A 16,359-nucleotide genomic window follows, 5' to 3' on the forward strand; every position below is an offset into this window, starting at 1 on the left:
TCTTACACCTTAAAGCTAAAAGTTACTGGTCCATCATTGGTCAGTGATACTTTCATATCAGCACCAAATATTCCAGACTGGACATTATGATACTTGCTTTTGAATATTTGCTCAAACTCTTTAAACTTATCTTTTGCAACCTCAGGTGGACAGCCACTACTAAAACTAGGGCGATTCCCTTTCTTAGTATCAGCAGCAAGTGTGAACTGTGGCACTAGTATTATCTCTCCTTCAATGTCAGTAAGTGATAAATTCATCTTTCCTGCATCGTCTTCAAATATTCGATATTTGAGAATTTTATCAGTCATTTTTTCAAAATTTTGGGTAGAATCATCTTTTTCTACACAGACTAGGGCAAGGATCCCTTTATCTATTTTTGCTATTTTATTCTTATCAACGGTTACGTCTGCGTTACTTACTCTTTGGATGATACTGAGCATATATTATTTAAACTAAACTAGTGTATTTATAAATTGTACCAAAAAATTAAAGTATATTAATAAGAGATAACTATTAAGAGTGCTTTATACCGAGACGTTAACTTTTAGAATCAATTTATAAGCTGATAAGAAAATTACCTTTAGATTTTAAATTAGATGAGATAAATTAGTTTTACTATATTTAATTAAAGAGATTAAATTTTGATAAAAGATTTAAAAGTAAGACAGTTTTCAGTATTGTGGTTTGTAGAGTTATGGGAGAGATACGCTTTTTATAGCTTCCAAGCTCTCTTTATGTTGTTTATAACAGCTAGCCATATCAGTGAATCTCAAGGGTATTTGATTTTTGGAATATTTGCATCGTTGATTTATATCACACCAACTATTGGGGGTTATCTATCTGATAAATACATAGGTATTAAGAAAGCTCTTCTAATTGGTGCTATTTTTTTATTATTTGGTTATATAATTTTGGCAATAGCAACTGACTTACGTCATGTAAGTTGGGCATTATCTCTTATCATTGTAGGAAATGGATTGTTTAAGCCTGCACCAACTGCATTAATTTCTAAAATCTTTAATGATAACCCATCACAGTCACATTCAGCTTTTACGCTATATTATATGGGTGTTAATATTGGTAGCTTTCTTGCTATAGCATTCACACCGATTATTGCGCAATATACCAGTTATTCATATGCTTTTATTGTTTGTGCTATTGGAATGATTTTAGCTATAACAAATTATGTTTGGAGAGCAAGTTTGCTTAAAGATATAGCATGTGATGTTCCTCCAATGAGTGCTCGCAGCAAGTTTTGGATAGCTTTAGCATGTTTAGCACAACTTTTAGTATGCTATGCATTATTTCAAGTTACTGATATCTCATTATATTTAATTATATCTGTATGTATTTTGACATTTATTTATATGATTAATGATGCGAAGAAAGCTTCTGATTTAAAAGAGAAGGTTTTACAAGTAATTGGAGTGATTTTGGTAGTAGAAGCAATTATATATTTTATTGTTTATTCACAAATGTTCTCTACTTTGGTGCTGTTTGCAAAACATAATGTCGATCTTAATTTAATAGGGCTTAAAGTCTCTCCTGCTACTTATGCATCACTAGATTCATTTTGGTTAATCGTTTTAAGTCCTATACTTGCGATTCTTTATAGAAAGAGTATAGTGCATTTATCGATACCTTATAAATATTCTATTGGAACGATAATTGCCGGCATAGCACCATTAACCTTATATGTGGTTATAAAATTAACACAGGTTAATGGTTTTATCGATGGTAACTGGATGTTTATATATTTCTTTTTTGGAGCTTTAGCTGAGCTATTAGTTGCAGCACTAGGATTCTCTCTAATATCGATTTACTTCAGAAAAGAGATTGTAACTTTTGGTATGGGCTTTTTTATGCTTGCAGTTGCTTTAGGAGGTGCATTATCTGGAAAGCTTGGCCAGTTAGTTGCTATACCAGATAGTCAGATTGATCCTATGATTAGCTTAGGGATTTATGAGAATTATTTTCTTTGGCTTGGAGTAATCACTATAGTGTTAGGTCTTGTATATGCTTTAGTAGCTAAATTAGCAACGAGTATAGCTAAGAAGCATAATATTTTATTAGGATAAAATAAGAAGAGCTATAGCCTATTTATAATCTCATCAGTAAACTCTATTGTAGAAGCTAATTTAGTTCCTTGAGTATATATATCTGAAGTTCTAAAGCCATCTTCAAGAGCCAGATCGATTGCATTTGCAATAGCTTCAGCTTCTGTTACTAAGCCAAATGAATAAGAAAGCATAAGCGAAGTAGATAATATTTGTGCTATTGGGTTTGCTTTATCTTGACCTTTGATATCATAAGCAGAACCACCAGACGGCTCATATAATCCAAAACCATCTTTGTTTAAGCTTATAGAGGGTACTAAGCCAATTGACCCAGGTAATACAGATGCTAAATCAGAGATAATATCACCAAAAAGGTTACCAGTAACCATAACATCAAACTGACTAGGATTAAGTACCATTTGCATCGCACAATTATCAACATACATATGGTTAACTTTTACACTTGGATAATCTTTAGCAACTTCATTGACAATATTTCTCCATAGCCTTGATGTATCTAGAACATTTGCTTTATCTACAGATGTAAGTCTATTTGAGCGTTGAGAAGCTCTTTCAAATGCTTGTACTACAATATTTCTAATAGTATGCTCATCATACTCAGCAATATCAGTTGCACATCTTACACCATTCTCATCTGTAAAAGTTCTATGCTCTCCAAAGTAGATATCTCTAGATAGTTCTCTAAAGATCTCAATATCAGCACCATTTGCGATACGACTATCTTTTAAGGGGCAAGCATCTTTTAAAGATGAGAAAATTTTGCTCGGACGAATATTTATATTAAAGCCAAAGTGTTTTCTTAAGGCTAAAATACTATTAGCTTCACAGCCTTGCCATTTCTCTTCATTTTGAGCTTCAACAGGTCCGCCAACAGAGCCAAAAAGTATTGCATCAGAGTTTTTACATATTTCTAAAGTTTCTTTAGGGCAGTGATTTTTGTACTTATCATAAGCTGCACCACCGACTAAAGCTTCAGTATAATTAAATTTATGATTGTATTTTTTAGCAATAGCATCAAGAACCTTGATTGCTGATTCCATTACTTCAGGACCGATTCCATCACCTGCTAATATAGCAATATTTTTTTCCATTTTAGCCTCTTTGTGATTGTTCAAACTGTTTGATTATATCTAGATGCTCAACAAGATAAGTCATATCATCAAGTCCTTTGATAAGACAATCTTTACGGAATGGATCATAATCAAAACTATAAGTATTACAATCTGCAATCACTGTCTGCTTTTGTAGATCCACAGTCATACTAAATTTTGGATCCTCAGCTCTATCACATAGCTTTTTGACAGTGTCTTTGTCTAATGAGATTAGCAATAAACCATTTTTAGCAGCATTATTAAAAAATATATCAGAGAAAGATGGTGCAATTATAACTTTGATGCCAGCTTGAGTTAGAGCCCAAACAGCATGCTCTCTTGATGAACCACAACCAAAATTATCTCCGGCAATTAATATCTTTGAACTAGCATAATCAGGGTTATTAAAAACAAAACCACTATCTTTTTCTTTTAAGTTATGGAATAAACTTTTACCATAGCCATCTTTTGTTGTTTGAGTTAGAAAGTTAGCAGGGATAATCATATCTGTGTCAATATCACTTAGCCATAAAGGAATTGCACTAGATGTTAATTTTTTAAAAGCTTGCATTTTTATAGCTCCTTATTTAATTTATCAACACTACAAATCTTACCCATAACAGCACTTGCTGCTACTGTTTGCGGCGATGCTAGATGAGTTATACTTCCTTTACCTTGTCGACCAATGAAGTTTCTATTTGAGGTACTAATACATCTTTGACCTTCTGGAACTTTATCATCATTCATCGCAAGACACATTGAGCAACCTGGCATTCTAAATTGAGCACCAGCATCTGCAAAAACTTTATCTAAACCTTCTGATATCGCGATATTTCGCACTTGCTCAGAACCAGGAACTATATACATTGTGACATTATCAGCTACTTTTTTACCTTTTAGTACTTCAGCTACAGCACGCATATCTTCTATACGACCATTAGTACAGCTACCAACAAATGCCCATTGGATCTCTTTTCCAAAAATATTCTCATCAGCATTAAACTTAGTATAATCATAGGCTTGTTGAGCTAATTTGTGTTGGTGAGATGGTATATCTTTTAAGTTTGGAATTTTAGCTGAGATATTGATAGCATGTTGAGGATTAATTCCCCATGTTACCATTGGCTCAAGTCCTTTAATATCAACTTTAGTAGTTTTATCATAATGAGCATTTTCATCACTTATAAAACTATTCCAATATTCTATCGCTTTATCAAAATCTTCACCTTGAGGGGCATATTTTTTACCTTTTAGGTAATTAAATGTTTTCTCATCAGGAGAAACTAAGCCAGCTCTTGCACCGCATTCTATCGACATATTACATAGCGTCATACGCTCTTCCATAGTCATATCTTTGATTGCTTGACCAACATACTCTATAACATAACCACCAGCACCACCAATACCAATGTTAGCGATTAGCTTCATGATAATGTCTTTAGCAGTTGCTTGTTCAGAAGGCTTACCAACAAACTCTACTTTCATTGTCTTTGGTCTATACTGTAAGATACAGTTAGTAGCAAGTACATGTCCAACTTCAGAAGTTCCCACTCCAAAAGCTAAAGCCCCAAATGCTCCATGCGTAGATGTGTGAGAATCCCCACATACAAGAGTTGAAGCCGGTAATGTAAATCCAAGCTCTGGACCTATTACATGAACAATTCCTTGGTGTTGGCTCTCAAAATCATAAAAATCAATACCAAACTCTTTAACATTACTACGAAGCTTTTCTACTTGAGCTTGAGCAACTTTGTCCTTCATCTCTAAACGATTGATAGGTGATGTTGAGATACTATGATCAACAGTAGCGATGATTGATTTTGGGTTGTTTATAGGAATGTTTAATTCTCTAATTTTATCAAAAGCTTGAGCAGAAGTTACTTCATGCATAAGCATTCTGTCGATATATAAAATATCTGGAAAATCAGGTATTTGTTTTACAACATGGGCATCCCAAATTTTATTTATAATATTCTTTGCCATCTTACTTCCTAAAGTTTGTTTCTACATATAGTTTATTTGTTGCTGTTATTAGGGCTTTAAGTGAAGATATTTCAATATCTTGATCTATTGCTACACCCTCTACTGTTGGACTATTTTCACCAGCTTTAATTATAATAGTAGTTTCAGATTTAGAGTTAATTCCCGCATCTTTCAATGATCTAGAGAAGTAATCTGAAATATTTATATCAGGGATATTTTCTTGAATACCTTTTAGTAATGCTGAAAGAGCAGAGTTCTCGCCATGATCTGTAATTCTATAATCTATATTACCGAAGAAATTACCCTTAAGATCAACATAGGTTTCGCCATTAGATTTACCATAATCAATATTTGAAATATTGATTGGCGATTTAATTTGCTTATAAGCATTTATTAGCTCTTCATCTGTGATACCTTTTCTACGTTCATGATAGATATCTTTTATTTGTTGAGCAATCTTTGCTTTTTCTTTGTCATCACAAGTATAACCGTTTTCTTCGATAATCTTTTTAGCATGGTTACCACCTGATAATGGACCAAATACAAAACTAATTTCATTACCAACTGATTCTGGGTGGAATGGTTGGTATGCTAGAGGATTATTCAAAATAGCATTAGTATGTCCACCTGAAGTATGTCTAGCAGAATTTAAACCAGTAATAGGATAGTGAGGCTGTCTTGATAGCATTCTATTACCAATAAAATCAGAAATAGTTTTAAAGTTAGCAATATCAATATCATTATAGTAATGACAATCTTCTTGCTTACCGAAAAGATTTATAAACATTACACATTGTTCTAAAGAAGCATTCCCAGCTCTTTCACCAACACCATTGATACAACCTTCCACTTGTGTCGCTGGACCATCAAATACTGCGTTCATAGAGTTTTCTAGTGCTAAACCTAAGTCATTATGACAATGTGCCGACCAAATTATATTGCTACTTGGAAATTCTTCTTTGATAATTTTTGCATGCTTAGACATATTATGAACAAAATATTCATTTCCTTCTCTTTCACATGCTCCACCAATAGTATCAGGACAGTTAATGACAGCAACTCCAGCAGACACAGCAGCTCTGAAAATATCTGTTACATAGTCAAATGTATCGCCAAGTCTTGAGTAACCTTCAGCACTAAACTCAACTTCGAAGCCTTCATCAGTTGCTAGTTTTATTAGTTCATAAACATTTTTGATATTTTGCTCGTTATCATTTTTACTACCAAGACTTGCTTGAGCTAAGTTAGGATCTACAGGTAGATATACATGAACTCGTGCTTTACCTATCGTTAAAGATGGTCGTAAAGCATCCATTGTAATTTCAACTTGGTTCTTGCGTAGCTGACATAATCCAGCAACAGTCATATTAGAGTTTCTTTCGGTCATCCTTTTTGAGATAGTATTTACTATTTCAAAATCAGTTTTACTAGCAGAAGGAAAGCCAGCTTCTAGAACATCAATTTTTAACTTATCAGCTAAATCTGCATATTCAATATTATCTTGAAAAGACATGCCTGCACCAGGTGATTGCTGTCCATCTCTAAGAGTTGTATCAAAGATATAAATTTTCTTTTTATCCATTTTAAGCTCCTGTATAAGTTAAAAATTCTTTGTATGCGTGGCCTTTTTTGATATTTTCAAAAACTTCTCTTATTTGTTTTGTGATTGTGTAATCTGAATTTTTGATTTTGCAATCATCTATACTTGCTACAGGTGTTACCTCAGCAGCAGTACCACAAAAGAAAGCCTCATCAGCTTCTAATATTTCATCAACCTTGAATAATCTTTCTGAAACCTTGTAGCCTAAATCTTGTGCTATTTGGATAATGATCTTTCTGGTTATACCATTTAAGATTGTTCCTAGAGGAGTAGTGACAACTTCACCATCTTTAATAAAGAAAACATTCATTGCAGCACCTTCAGCTACATTTCCGTCTATATCAAGTAATAATGCTTCATGGTAATGAGTACCAATAGTTTCTCGAGATGCTAAAATACTGTTGACATAATGTCCTCCTATTTTGGCATCACAGACAGTAGAGCGAGGATGAATACGGATATACTTACTAACCTTAATATCAACCTTATCAGCAGCCATATATTTACCCATATCTAAACAGTAAATCGTAATATCAATAGGGTGATCTGCTGCTGGTAACACACTAACACCACCTTCTGCATAATATGCCAAAGGTCTTATATAACAAGATTTTTTACCACTAGCTTTTACTATATCTAACACTGCTTGGCATAATTCTTCAATTGTATATTTGCATGTCATACCTAAAGCATTCATTGAATATACAAATCTTTCCATATGCTCTTTTAGTTTTAAAATAGCAACTCCTTCAGGTGTTTCATAAGCTCTTATGCCTTCAAATACTGATGAGCCATAGTGTAGAGAATGTGTATCTATACCAACCTTTGCATCTTCATAAGATACAATTTTCCCGTTTTTCCATATTTTATCTATCATAATTTACTCTTGATGTTTTTATTTAAAAAAGTTGTTTAAAAAATGCTTTTGTCCTGCTAATAAAATCTAAAAAAAATTTATTAGAGGCTGAGAAGATTTATTTTGAGAGAAAGAAGGAGTGATTGTTTTTGAGAATATTTACTTTGAGAAAACGATCCAGAAACATACTGAGAAAATATGTTACTGACTTTAGAGACACTAACTATAGAAGTAAAAACATCTATAGGTTTTCGGATATATATATTCACAATACTATACACCTTTTCCTTTTTTGTGCCGAGTAGTACTTTAAAAAAATACCACTCTATGAAACTAGATATAAATCATTGTAGACAGATAATATTTTTGTGTAAACAGTGTTTTGCGATAAATTATGAAAAAAATTAGAAAAATGAAGAAATATAGCTAATATTATTATCTTTTATCTGCATAAATTTTAGCTTGAGCAGCTGATAATCTTGCGATAGGAACTCTAAACGGCGAGCAAGATACATAATCAAGATCTAAATCATGGCAAAATCCTACAGAGTATGGTTCACCACCATGTTCACCGCAAATTCCCATTTTAGCATTAGGGTTTACAGCTTTAACACCTTCTTTAGCTATTTCCATTAGCTTACCAACACCCTTTGGATCCAATCTGGCAAATGGGTCAAAGCTCAGAATACCATGCTCAAGATAGTCCTTGATAAACTTATTAGCATCATCTCTACTAAAGCCAAAAGTCATTTGAGTTAGATCATTTGTACCAAAAGAGAAAAACTCACTTCCAGCTTCAGCTAACATACCAGCACCAATTGCACCACGAGGAGTTTCAAGCATTACACCAACTTTGTAGTCAATATCTATTTTTTCACGTTTTAGGATAGTGTCTGCAACTTCTCTAACTATACCACTTAGTAATTTAAACTCACCAAGAGTACTAACTAACGGTATCATAAGTTCAGGTTTGACTTCTATTCCCATACGTTTACTTGAAATTGCGGCATAAATAATAGCCTTTGTCTGCATCTCAATAATTTCAGGATATGTAACAGCTAGTCTACAGCCTCGGTGGCCCATCATTGGATTCATCTCATTAAGAGCTTCAATACGTGCCTCTAGCTCACTGTAGCTAATATTAAATTCTCTAGCTAAATCATCTATTTCATCAGTCTCATGAGGTAAAAACTCATGTAGGGGAGGATCAATAAATCTGATTGTTACAGCTAGATTATCCATTGCTTCAAATAGTTCTTCAAAGTCTTGTTGTTGTACAGGTAGGAGTTTATCTAGAGCTTTTTGTCTTTCTTTCTTATCTTTTGCTAGGATCATTTGTCTAACATAAGAAATACGGTCTTCTTCGAAGAACATATGCTCTGTACGACATAGACCGATGCCTTCTGCACCATAAGCTTTTGCAACTGTTGCATCTTTATAAGTATCTGCGTTGCATCTAACACGTAATTTACGAACACTATCAACAAATTTCATAAATTCTTCAAAATCTTCTGTAACCTCAGGATCAACTGTTTTGATAATGCCTCTATAAACAGAACCTTTTGTTCCATCTAAAGATAAATAATCACCTTCAGAAAAAATTTGACCTCTTTCAAATGTAATTGTTTTTTTATCTTCATCAATTCTTGCTGATTCTAAACCAGAAACACAACATTTACCCATACCTCGAGCAACAACTGCTGCGTGAGATGTCATACCACCACGAAGTGTTAAGATACCGTTACAAGCGTTCATACCCGCGATATCTTCTGGAGAAGTTTCTATTCTTACAAGGATAGTTTTTTCTTCTCCACGGGCTTTTGCTGCAAGTAGAGATTCAACATCAAAATATATTCTACCGCTAGCAGCACCTGGTGAAGCACCAAGAGCAGAACCAAGAGCACGCTTAGAAGCTAGAGCTTTTTCATCAAATTTTGGATGCAGTAGTTGCTCTAAAAGATGAGGTTCAACCATCATCACAGCTTCTTCATTAGAGATAAGACCCTCTTTAGCCATATCAACAGCTATCTTAATTGCTGCTTTTGCTGTTCTTTTACCATTTCTGGTTTGTAGCATGAAGAGTCTACCATCTTCGATAGTAAACTCCATATCTTGCATATCTTTGTATACTTTCTCTAAGTTATTAGCAATTTTTACAAAATCATTAAATACTTCTGGCATTTTATCTTTTAGGGTTGAGATATGTGCTGGAGTTCTAGTACCTGCAACTACATCTTCACCTTGAGCATTAATTAAGTACTCACCAAAAAGTTCGCTTTCACCAGTAGAAGGGTTTCTTGTGAAAGCAACACCTGTGCCAGAGTTATTACCAGAGTTCCCATAAACCATTTCTTGGACGTTAACTGCTGTACCCCAGTTATTAGAGATATTATTAATTTCTCTATATATAATAGCTCTTTCAGCATTCCAAGATTTAAATACTGCTTCAACGGCAGCTAGTAGCTGTTCAATAGGATCTGTTGGGAATTCTGAGCCAACTAAATCTTTATATACATTCTTATATTCAGCTACAATATCCCTATAGTCTTGTGCACTCAAGTCGCAATCATTTTTTACTTTTCTTTTTTCTTTTTTATCATCAAGAATTTTGTCAAAAGGTTTCTTCTCACAGTCCATAACAACATCAGCAAACATCATTATGAATCTTCTGTAACTGTCATAAACAAATTGTTCATTGTTTGTCTTTGCTATCATTGCCTTAGCAACTTCATCATTTAGGCCAAGATTTAGTACAGTGTCCATCATCCCAGGCATTGAAACCCTAGCACCAGAGCGAACAGATACTAATAGAGGATTGTTTCCACCTCCAAAAGTTTTTCTGGTTCTCTTTTCTAAGTCTGTAACATGAGCAAATATTTGATCGCGAACATTCTTACATAATTTTTGGCGATCATCATAGTACTTTAAACATGCTTCTGTAGTTACTGTAAAGCCATCAGGAACAGGAAGACCGCTATTTAGCATTTCACTAAGGTTAGCACCTTTTCCACCTAGTAAATCACGCATAGACTTATTACCTTCGCTAAAGGCATAGACAAACTTTGACATAAAAACTCCTCTCAAGTTTTTTATTTAAATTGTGTTGAAAACGACACACCCTCGAGTGCATCTAAAATTCATCGTAACATAAATAAGGTAATAATAGTAAACTTTTTTGTAATAAATTGTATGGCATTTTTAGTGAATTTTAAGCTAGAAGATAGTATGAAGATTTTATTGGGTAAAAGTGTATATTACAAAAAAATGCTTTATAAAGACTTGCTATTACAACTAGAACATCCTGTAAGATTTGCAACAAATTTGATTTTAGTTGAAAGATATTTCATTAAGAAGACTATTCCAAAAATATATGCCATGGCTATGCCAATATATATTGTAGAGCTACCAGGGTGATCAATGAAATTTATTAGTTGATAAACAACAACAGCTGCGACATAAGCGATAGAAGCACTCCATAGTACAGATAGTATAGCCCAACCTCTAGTTGATTCTCGAACCATAGCACCAACAACTGAAATACAAGGAATATATAAAAGGACAAATAACAAATATGCGAATGCAGCAGACATTGATCCAAATTTTGTAACCATATTACCCATTGCACCTTTATCCATACTAGCATCAGCTTTACTTGCTTCAATTGGATTTATAAGTGTTGCTAGATCTATACCTTTGATATTTTCTATAGTTGTATCCCAAGATTCTTTTAAGCTATCTGTGAAACTAAATTCTTCAGGAATACCATTACTATCATCCTGAGTATAAATAGTATTCAAAGTACCAACTACCACTTCTTTAGCTAGAGTTCCTGTGATTAGACCAACGGTAGCGGGCCAGTTGTCATTATTTATACCCATTGGGTTAAGGATAGGGGTGATTTTTTTAGCTGAGTACTCTAGAGCTGTAGTTTTGTTGAAGGTGATGCTATTTAAACTACCAACAATAATTGCTACTGGAACAATTACCTTACCAGCTCTAATTAAAAAAGATTTGAGCCTGTTCCAGCTGTATATCATTACAGTTTTGAAAGATGGTCTGTGATAATTTGGTATATCTAAGATAAATGGAGCAGTATCGCCCTTTAAAAAAGTAAATTTAATAATATATCCTGTAACAATTGCGCCAGCAATTCCAGCTAGGTAGAGTAGAAATATTACAGTAGCGCCATTTTGAGGGAAGAAAGCACTGGCAAATACAGAAAATATTGCAAGCCTTGCACCACAAGACATAAAAGGGGACATCATCAAAGTCATAAGTCTGTCTTTACGAGTCTCAAGAGTTCTAGCCGCCATAATTGAGGCAACATTACAGCCAAACCCAACTATTAAAGGAACAAATGCTTTTCCAGATAGCCCGATTGATTGCATAAATTTATCCATGACAAATGCAGCTCGTGACATATAGCCCGAATCTTCTAGTATTGATAAAAATATAAATAAGAAACCTATTTGAGGAATAAAGCCTAATACTGTATTTATACCCGTGCCTAAACCATTTGCTAGTATTCCTGTTACAGCTACAGGAAGTCCAATCATATTTGAATAGTATGCTAATCCATCAACAAAAATAGCATGAGATAAGTCATCAAACATTGGTTGAATAGCACCACCTAAAGTTATTGAAAATAAAAACATTAGGTACATCATAAATAAAAATATAGGAACTCCTAGATATTTATTCATACAGATAGCATCGAGTATTTTCGTAAAGTTCAGGTTAGAGACTTTTTTTGTTTCTACGGTATTTTGTATAATTTTAGATACAGCTTTATATCTTAGTTTAGCTATATCTATATTTTCACTAGTACCTATAGATTCTTTTAACCTCTCTAACTCTTTAGGTTGAACTTCTTGTGAAAGCTGAATATCTCTATTGTCTAATAGTTCTGTAGCTAGCCATAAGTTACCAAGCGGATTTCTTCGTAGAGAGTTTATTTGCTGCTCTAAAGAAAATACTTCTTTAGGATAGTGTTCTTCTAAATCAAACTTCGAAGATTTTGGAGTTTCTGCTAAAGCATCTTTAAGGTCTTTGATACCTATATTTTTAGCTGCAACTATTGGTAAAACTTTACATCCTAGAGTTTTTGCAAGTTTATTAAAATGTACAATACTACCTTTTTTATTTGCTACATCTATCATATTTACAGCTAATATAACTGGTAAGCCGAGCTCTATTAGTTGTATTGTCAGATATAAGCTTCTATTTAGATTAGACGCATCTACGACGTTTATAATAGCATTAGGTTTTTCTTCTACGATAAATGAATATGCTATCTGCTCATCTATAGAGTTCTCATCAGATACAGATAGTGAGTAGATTCCAGGGATATCAACTATTTCAATTTTCTTATTGTTTGAGTTGAAAAAACCAGTTTTTCTATCGACAGTAACTCCTGACCAGTTACCAACTTTCTGGTTTAGTCCAGTTAATGCGTTAAATATTGTTGTCTTACCGCAGTTAGGGTTTCCAACTAAAGCGTATTTCATATTTAGTTCTCGAAATTAGATTGTATAAAGCTATTAAGAATAGTGGGGGTAATTATAACAAAAAAATCATTTAAATCTAGAGTTAATGATAATCATTATCATTCTATATATTTATTATTATATCAGAGTGTCCTCTGTTTCTGTGATGCTTATTATTTTTATAAACCATATCACATTGGACACTTCCTTTAATCACTCCAGAGTCAATGTTTATATTAACTCCTCTTTGATATTGTGGAGCTGTAGCGTTGATGATTGAGCAATTGTTGTCAAAAGAATTCTCAGCTTTGCAGATTTTGATTTGTGTTCCTGTGAATGATATATATAGATTTTGTGTGTCTTTGAAGAACTTATCATTATTTCTGTAATAAGTTAATGTTGTTGAGGTAGTTTTATCTTTAATTGCATCAAAACTAAATGATTGAATATCATCCCATTCATTAATAAAGCTTTGATACTTACCATTATTAACTACGCACTGAACATATTCTCCATATTTAGGGTTAGCTTTAATATTTGCAATCTCCTGTTCTTGTTGCTGTTGATATGCAAGTTTTTGAGCTCGTTCTTTTGCATCTATATCTGCCTGTTTTTTGTATGCTTCAGCTTGTTGTTCAGGAGTCATTTTTTGCCATGTTTCATCTGCTATTCCAAGAGGATGCATTGAACAAGAACATATTAATACTACAAAAGTTATCCAAAGAAGTATTTTTTTCATTAGTTTATACCTTTATTAAACAGATAATAATTTTTGTCTATAAAATTTTAGCTCCGCAATAGACTCTTTAATATCATCTAATGCTTTATGAGTCGCCTGCTTATTGAAGCTTTGACCATCTCCCCAATATTCATTAAGAAGTTTTAGGCTTGTAACATCTAGCATTCTATAATGGCAGTAATCATCAATTTTTGTCATATATTTTGCTAAGAATCTTCTATCCTGCCATATTGAGTTACCACACAATGGAGAGCTTTGGTAAGGCACGTATTGTTTAATGAAGTCTAGAGTTATTTGCTCAGCTTCTTCTAAAGATATTTTACTATCTTTTACTCGTTGAGTAAGGCCTGTTTCGCCATGAGTTTTTATACACCATTCATTCATAGAATCTAAAACTTCACTTGGCTGATAGATTGCAATAGGTTCAGCTTCTGCGATGATGTTTAAATCTTTATCAGTAATGATGGTCGCAATCTCAATGATCTTGCATTCTTCAACATCTAGACCTGTCATCTCAAGGTCAATCCAGACTAAGTTATCTTTTGACTGCATATTAGTCCTTTACTCTTGATACATAAGTAGATGTTCTTGTGTCAACTTTGATTACTTCACCAGTTTGGACAAACAGAGGAACTCTAACTACTGCACCAGTTGATAATGTAGCCGGTTTGCCACCGGTTCCTGCAGTATCGCCTTTTAGCCCAGGGTCTGTCTCTATAATTTCTAAATTTACGAAATTAGGCGGTATTATAGATATAGGTTGACCATTAAATAATATTACTTCATATTCATCTTGATCTTTGAGCCATTTTTTTGTTTCACCAAGGCTTTCTTCAGAAACCATATATTGCTCAAAAGTTTCTGGATGCATAAATACATAGCTGTCACCATCAAAATAAGAATATGCCGCTGTTAGTTCTTCAACATCCGCAGCTTCAACAGACTCTCCTGATTTGAAAGTTTTTTCAACTACTCTATCATTCAGTAAGTTTTTAAGCTTAACTCTATTAAAAGCTTGTCCTTTTCCTGGTTTAACAAATTCATTTTCAACAATAACCATTGGGTTACCATCAATTAAAACTTTTAAACCACCTTTAAATTCATTAGTACTATAATTAGCCATTTTTATAATTCCTCTATTTTATAAAATAAAATTAGTTCCAACATTCTGCTGGTGTTTTATTTACAATGCCTCCATTTACTTCAAGTTCTATACTTGTACATGGAGTATCAGCTGTTTGAGAATTCTGTGCTGTAGCTGTTAAAACATAGCTTACATTTGAGCAACTAGGTTCTCCAGAACAATATGATAAAGTATAAAATCCATTTTTAGTGGTGCTATTGTAAAAACTATTTATGTCATTTCCTGAAGGAAAAGTTCCATTACGGATCTCAAAATTATCAGCAGCATTTGCAGCAGCTAATAATTCAGCGGTAGCTTCGCTACGATGGTTCCTAAGAATATAGTTGTTATACATTGGTATACCAATAGAAGCAAGGATAGCTATAATAGCTATTACAACCATCAATTCAACTAATGAGAAACCTTTTTTATTTAACATATTTTTGAGCCTTAATATATTTGAGGTTCGCCATTTGGTCTAGTTCTATATCTACGGTGTTGCCATAAGTATTGTTCAGGATACTTTCTAACAGCATCTTCAAGAAATTTGTTTGTAATCTCAGCATCTTTATAAGCATCGCCTGTAAATTCTAAAGGCTTTTCTGCAAAAACAATTTTATATTTTTTTAGACACTTTTCTCTAACATAATATACAGGTAGTACTACAGAATTTGTTTTTTCTGCTAACCATGGTGTTACAGTTAAAGTTGAGCAAAGAGTCCCAAAAAAAGGAGCGAATACTGAGTTGTCAAGTCCTGTGCTCTCAAGTCCAAAATCTTGATCTGGAGCATACCACATAGAATAACCACGTTTGAGGCTTTTAATTACACTTATTAAGTTTTTGCTATCTAAGCATTTATATATGTTTTTTTCACGATATTCTTTTATTAACTTTTCTATAAGCTCATTACTATTTTTTTGATACATTACAGTAAGAGGTGGGTACTTTTCAGCAACGTGACGACCAACTATCTCAATACAATGAAAGTGGAATCCTAGGAAGATAACATTTGTATTTGGATCATTATGATATTTTTTAAATATCTCTAGAGAGTTTCCTTCCCATTCAAAATCAATTTTTTTAAATCTTTTTTTTGATAGAAACCATGCGGCAGTAGTTTCAGCTCCTGAGAGAACCATCGAATAATAACTTTTATTGACAAGTTTCTTTATTTCTTTAGGTGTTTTTCCTGGGAAAGCAATCTTTATATTTTCATGTGCTATTCTATTACGACTTTTTAAAAAAGGTTTTATAAGAAAACCAATAGTTAAAACTATATATTTATGGGAAGCTAATGGTAATTTTGAACCATAGTTCATTAGACCAACAGCGAACCATGTAATAAGGTTACTTATTTTATCTTTCTTGTTACTCATTTGCTTCTTGGTGCTTAAAAACTATC

14 protein-coding genes are annotated in these 16,359 nt (G+C 33.2%); 1 reads left to right on the forward strand and 13 read right to left on the reverse strand.

Translation table 11 applies throughout. The features are described from left to right. Positions 1-2 precede the first annotated feature (2 nt). Positions 3-440: a D-aminoacyl-tRNA deacylase gene (gene dtd / locus QI37_RS06440; RefSeq protein WP_040009702.1), complete on the reverse strand. Its 438-nt coding sequence runs from the start codon at positions 438-440 to the stop codon at positions 3-5. A 201-nt stretch (positions 441-641) separates the two neighbouring features. On the opposite strand from dtd, the gene QI37_RS06445 reads away from it, so the two are divergent. Next, positions 642-2,078: a peptide MFS transporter gene (locus QI37_RS06445; RefSeq protein ID WP_040009704.1), complete on the forward strand. Its 1,437-nt coding sequence runs from the start codon at positions 642-644 to the stop codon at positions 2,076-2,078. Positions 2,079-2,089: 11 nt separating this feature from the next. Here QI37_RS06445 and leuB read toward each other — a convergent pair whose 3' ends face one another. From leuB to QI37_RS06505, 12 genes are all read right to left on the reverse strand, one after another. Continuing rightward, positions 2,090-3,169, reverse strand: coding sequence for a 3-isopropylmalate dehydrogenase (gene leuB / locus QI37_RS06450; RefSeq protein ID WP_040009706.1), 1,080 nt, complete (start codon positions 3,167-3,169; stop codon positions 2,090-2,092). Between the two features lies 1 nt (position 3,170). Continuing rightward, complete coding sequence (leuD, locus tag QI37_RS06455) at positions 3,171-3,740, reverse strand: 3-isopropylmalate dehydratase small subunit (protein ID WP_040009708.1); 570 nt, start codon at positions 3,738-3,740, stop codon at positions 3,171-3,173. A gap of 2 nt (positions 3,741-3,742) precedes the next feature. Next, positions 3,743-5,152 carry a 3-isopropylmalate dehydratase large subunit gene (gene leuC, locus QI37_RS06460; protein ID WP_040009710.1) on the reverse strand — a complete coding sequence of 470 codons (1,410 nt, stop codon included), beginning with the start codon at positions 5,150-5,152 and terminating at the stop codon, positions 3,743-3,745. A gap of 1 nt (position 5,153) precedes the next feature. After that, positions 5,154-6,734, reverse strand: a complete 1,581-nt coding sequence (locus tag QI37_RS06465; RefSeq protein WP_040009713.1) for a hydroxymethylglutaryl-CoA lyase-like TIM-barrel protein — start codon at positions 6,732-6,734, stop codon at positions 5,154-5,156. Between the two features lies 1 nt (position 6,735). Next, the gene (locus QI37_RS06470) at positions 6,736-7,629 is read right to left on the reverse strand and encodes a branched-chain amino acid transaminase (RefSeq protein WP_040009715.1); all 894 of its coding nucleotides are present in this window, start codon (positions 7,627-7,629) and stop codon (positions 6,736-6,738) included. Positions 7,630-8,043: 414 nt separating this feature from the next. Then, on the reverse strand, positions 8,044-10,677 hold the full coding sequence (ppdK, locus tag QI37_RS06475) for a pyruvate, phosphate dikinase (RefSeq protein WP_040009718.1): 2,634 nt from the start codon (positions 10,675-10,677) through the stop codon (positions 8,044-8,046). 200 nt (positions 10,678-10,877) lie between these two features. Next, positions 10,878-13,115 carry a Fe(2+) transporter permease subunit FeoB gene (feoB, locus tag QI37_RS06480; RefSeq protein WP_040009720.1) on the reverse strand — a complete coding sequence of 746 codons (2,238 nt, stop codon included), beginning with the start codon at positions 13,113-13,115 and terminating at the stop codon, positions 10,878-10,880. 103 nt (positions 13,116-13,218) lie between these two features. Then, entirely contained in the window at positions 13,219-13,833 is a 615-nt protein-coding gene (locus QI37_RS06485) for a hypothetical protein (protein ID WP_040009723.1), read from the reverse strand. A gap of 15 nt (positions 13,834-13,848) precedes the next feature. Further along, positions 13,849-14,385: an oligoribonuclease gene (gene orn, locus QI37_RS06490; protein WP_040009724.1), complete on the reverse strand. Its 537-nt coding sequence runs from the start codon at positions 14,383-14,385 to the stop codon at positions 13,849-13,851. A gap of 1 nt (position 14,386) precedes the next feature. After that, on the reverse strand, positions 14,387-14,956 hold the full coding sequence (gene efp / locus QI37_RS06495) for an elongation factor P (RefSeq protein WP_040009726.1): 570 nt from the start codon (positions 14,954-14,956) through the stop codon (positions 14,387-14,389). A 31-nt stretch (positions 14,957-14,987) separates the two neighbouring features. Further along, complete coding sequence (locus QI37_RS06500; RefSeq protein ID WP_040009729.1) at positions 14,988-15,395, reverse strand: type IV pilin protein; 408 nt, start codon at positions 15,393-15,395, stop codon at positions 14,988-14,990. A gap of 11 nt (positions 15,396-15,406) precedes the next feature. Continuing rightward, complete coding sequence (locus QI37_RS06505) at positions 15,407-16,333, reverse strand: lysophospholipid acyltransferase family protein (protein ID WP_040009732.1); 927 nt, start codon at positions 16,331-16,333, stop codon at positions 15,407-15,409. Between the last annotated feature and the right edge of the window lie 26 nt (positions 16,334-16,359).

This window comes from Candidatus Francisella endociliophora (assembly GCF_000764555.1).
In the GTDB taxonomy this organism is placed as follows: Bacteria; Pseudomonadota; Gammaproteobacteria; order Francisellales; family Francisellaceae; genus Francisella; species Francisella endociliophora.

Excerpts from the sequence above, each read along its gene's own strand:
- dtd (WP_040009702.1), bottom strand. The coding sequence starts at position 440 with ATGCTCAGTATCATCCAAAGAGTAAGTAACGCAGACGTAACCGTTGAT.
- leuB (WP_040009706.1), bottom strand. The coding sequence starts at position 3,169 with ATGGAAAAAAATATTGCTATATTAGCAGGTGATGGAATCGGTCCTGAA.
- leuD (WP_040009708.1), bottom strand. The coding sequence starts at position 3,740 with ATGCAAGCTTTTAAAAAATTAACATCTAGTGCAATTCCTTTATGGCTA.
- leuC (WP_040009710.1), bottom strand. The coding sequence starts at position 5,152 with ATGGCAAAGAATATTATAAATAAAATTTGGGATGCCCATGTTGTAAAA.
- QI37_RS06465 (WP_040009713.1), bottom strand. The coding sequence starts at position 6,734 with ATGGATAAAAAGAAAATTTATATCTTTGATACAACTCTTAGAGATGGA.
- QI37_RS06470 (WP_040009715.1), bottom strand. The coding sequence starts at position 7,629 with ATGATAGATAAAATATGGAAAAACGGGAAAATTGTATCTTATGAAGAT.
- ppdK (WP_040009718.1), bottom strand. The coding sequence starts at position 10,677 with ATGTCAAAGTTTGTCTATGCCTTTAGCGAAGGTAATAAGTCTATGCGT.
- feoB (WP_040009720.1), bottom strand. The coding sequence starts at position 13,115 with ATGAAATACGCTTTAGTTGGAAACCCTAACTGCGGTAAGACAACAATA.
- QI37_RS06485 (WP_040009723.1), bottom strand. The coding sequence starts at position 13,833 with ATGAAAAAAATACTTCTTTGGATAACTTTTGTAGTATTAATATGTTCT.
- orn (WP_040009724.1), bottom strand. The coding sequence starts at position 14,385 with ATGCAGTCAAAAGATAACTTAGTCTGGATTGACCTTGAGATGACAGGT.
- efp (WP_040009726.1), bottom strand. The coding sequence starts at position 14,956 with ATGGCTAATTATAGTACTAATGAATTTAAAGGTGGTTTAAAAGTTTTA.
- QI37_RS06500 (WP_040009729.1), bottom strand. The coding sequence starts at position 15,395 with ATGTTAAATAAAAAAGGTTTCTCATTAGTTGAATTGATGGTTGTAATA.
- QI37_RS06505 (WP_040009732.1), bottom strand. The coding sequence starts at position 16,333 with ATGAGTAACAAGAAAGATAAAATAAGTAACCTTATTACATGGTTCGCT.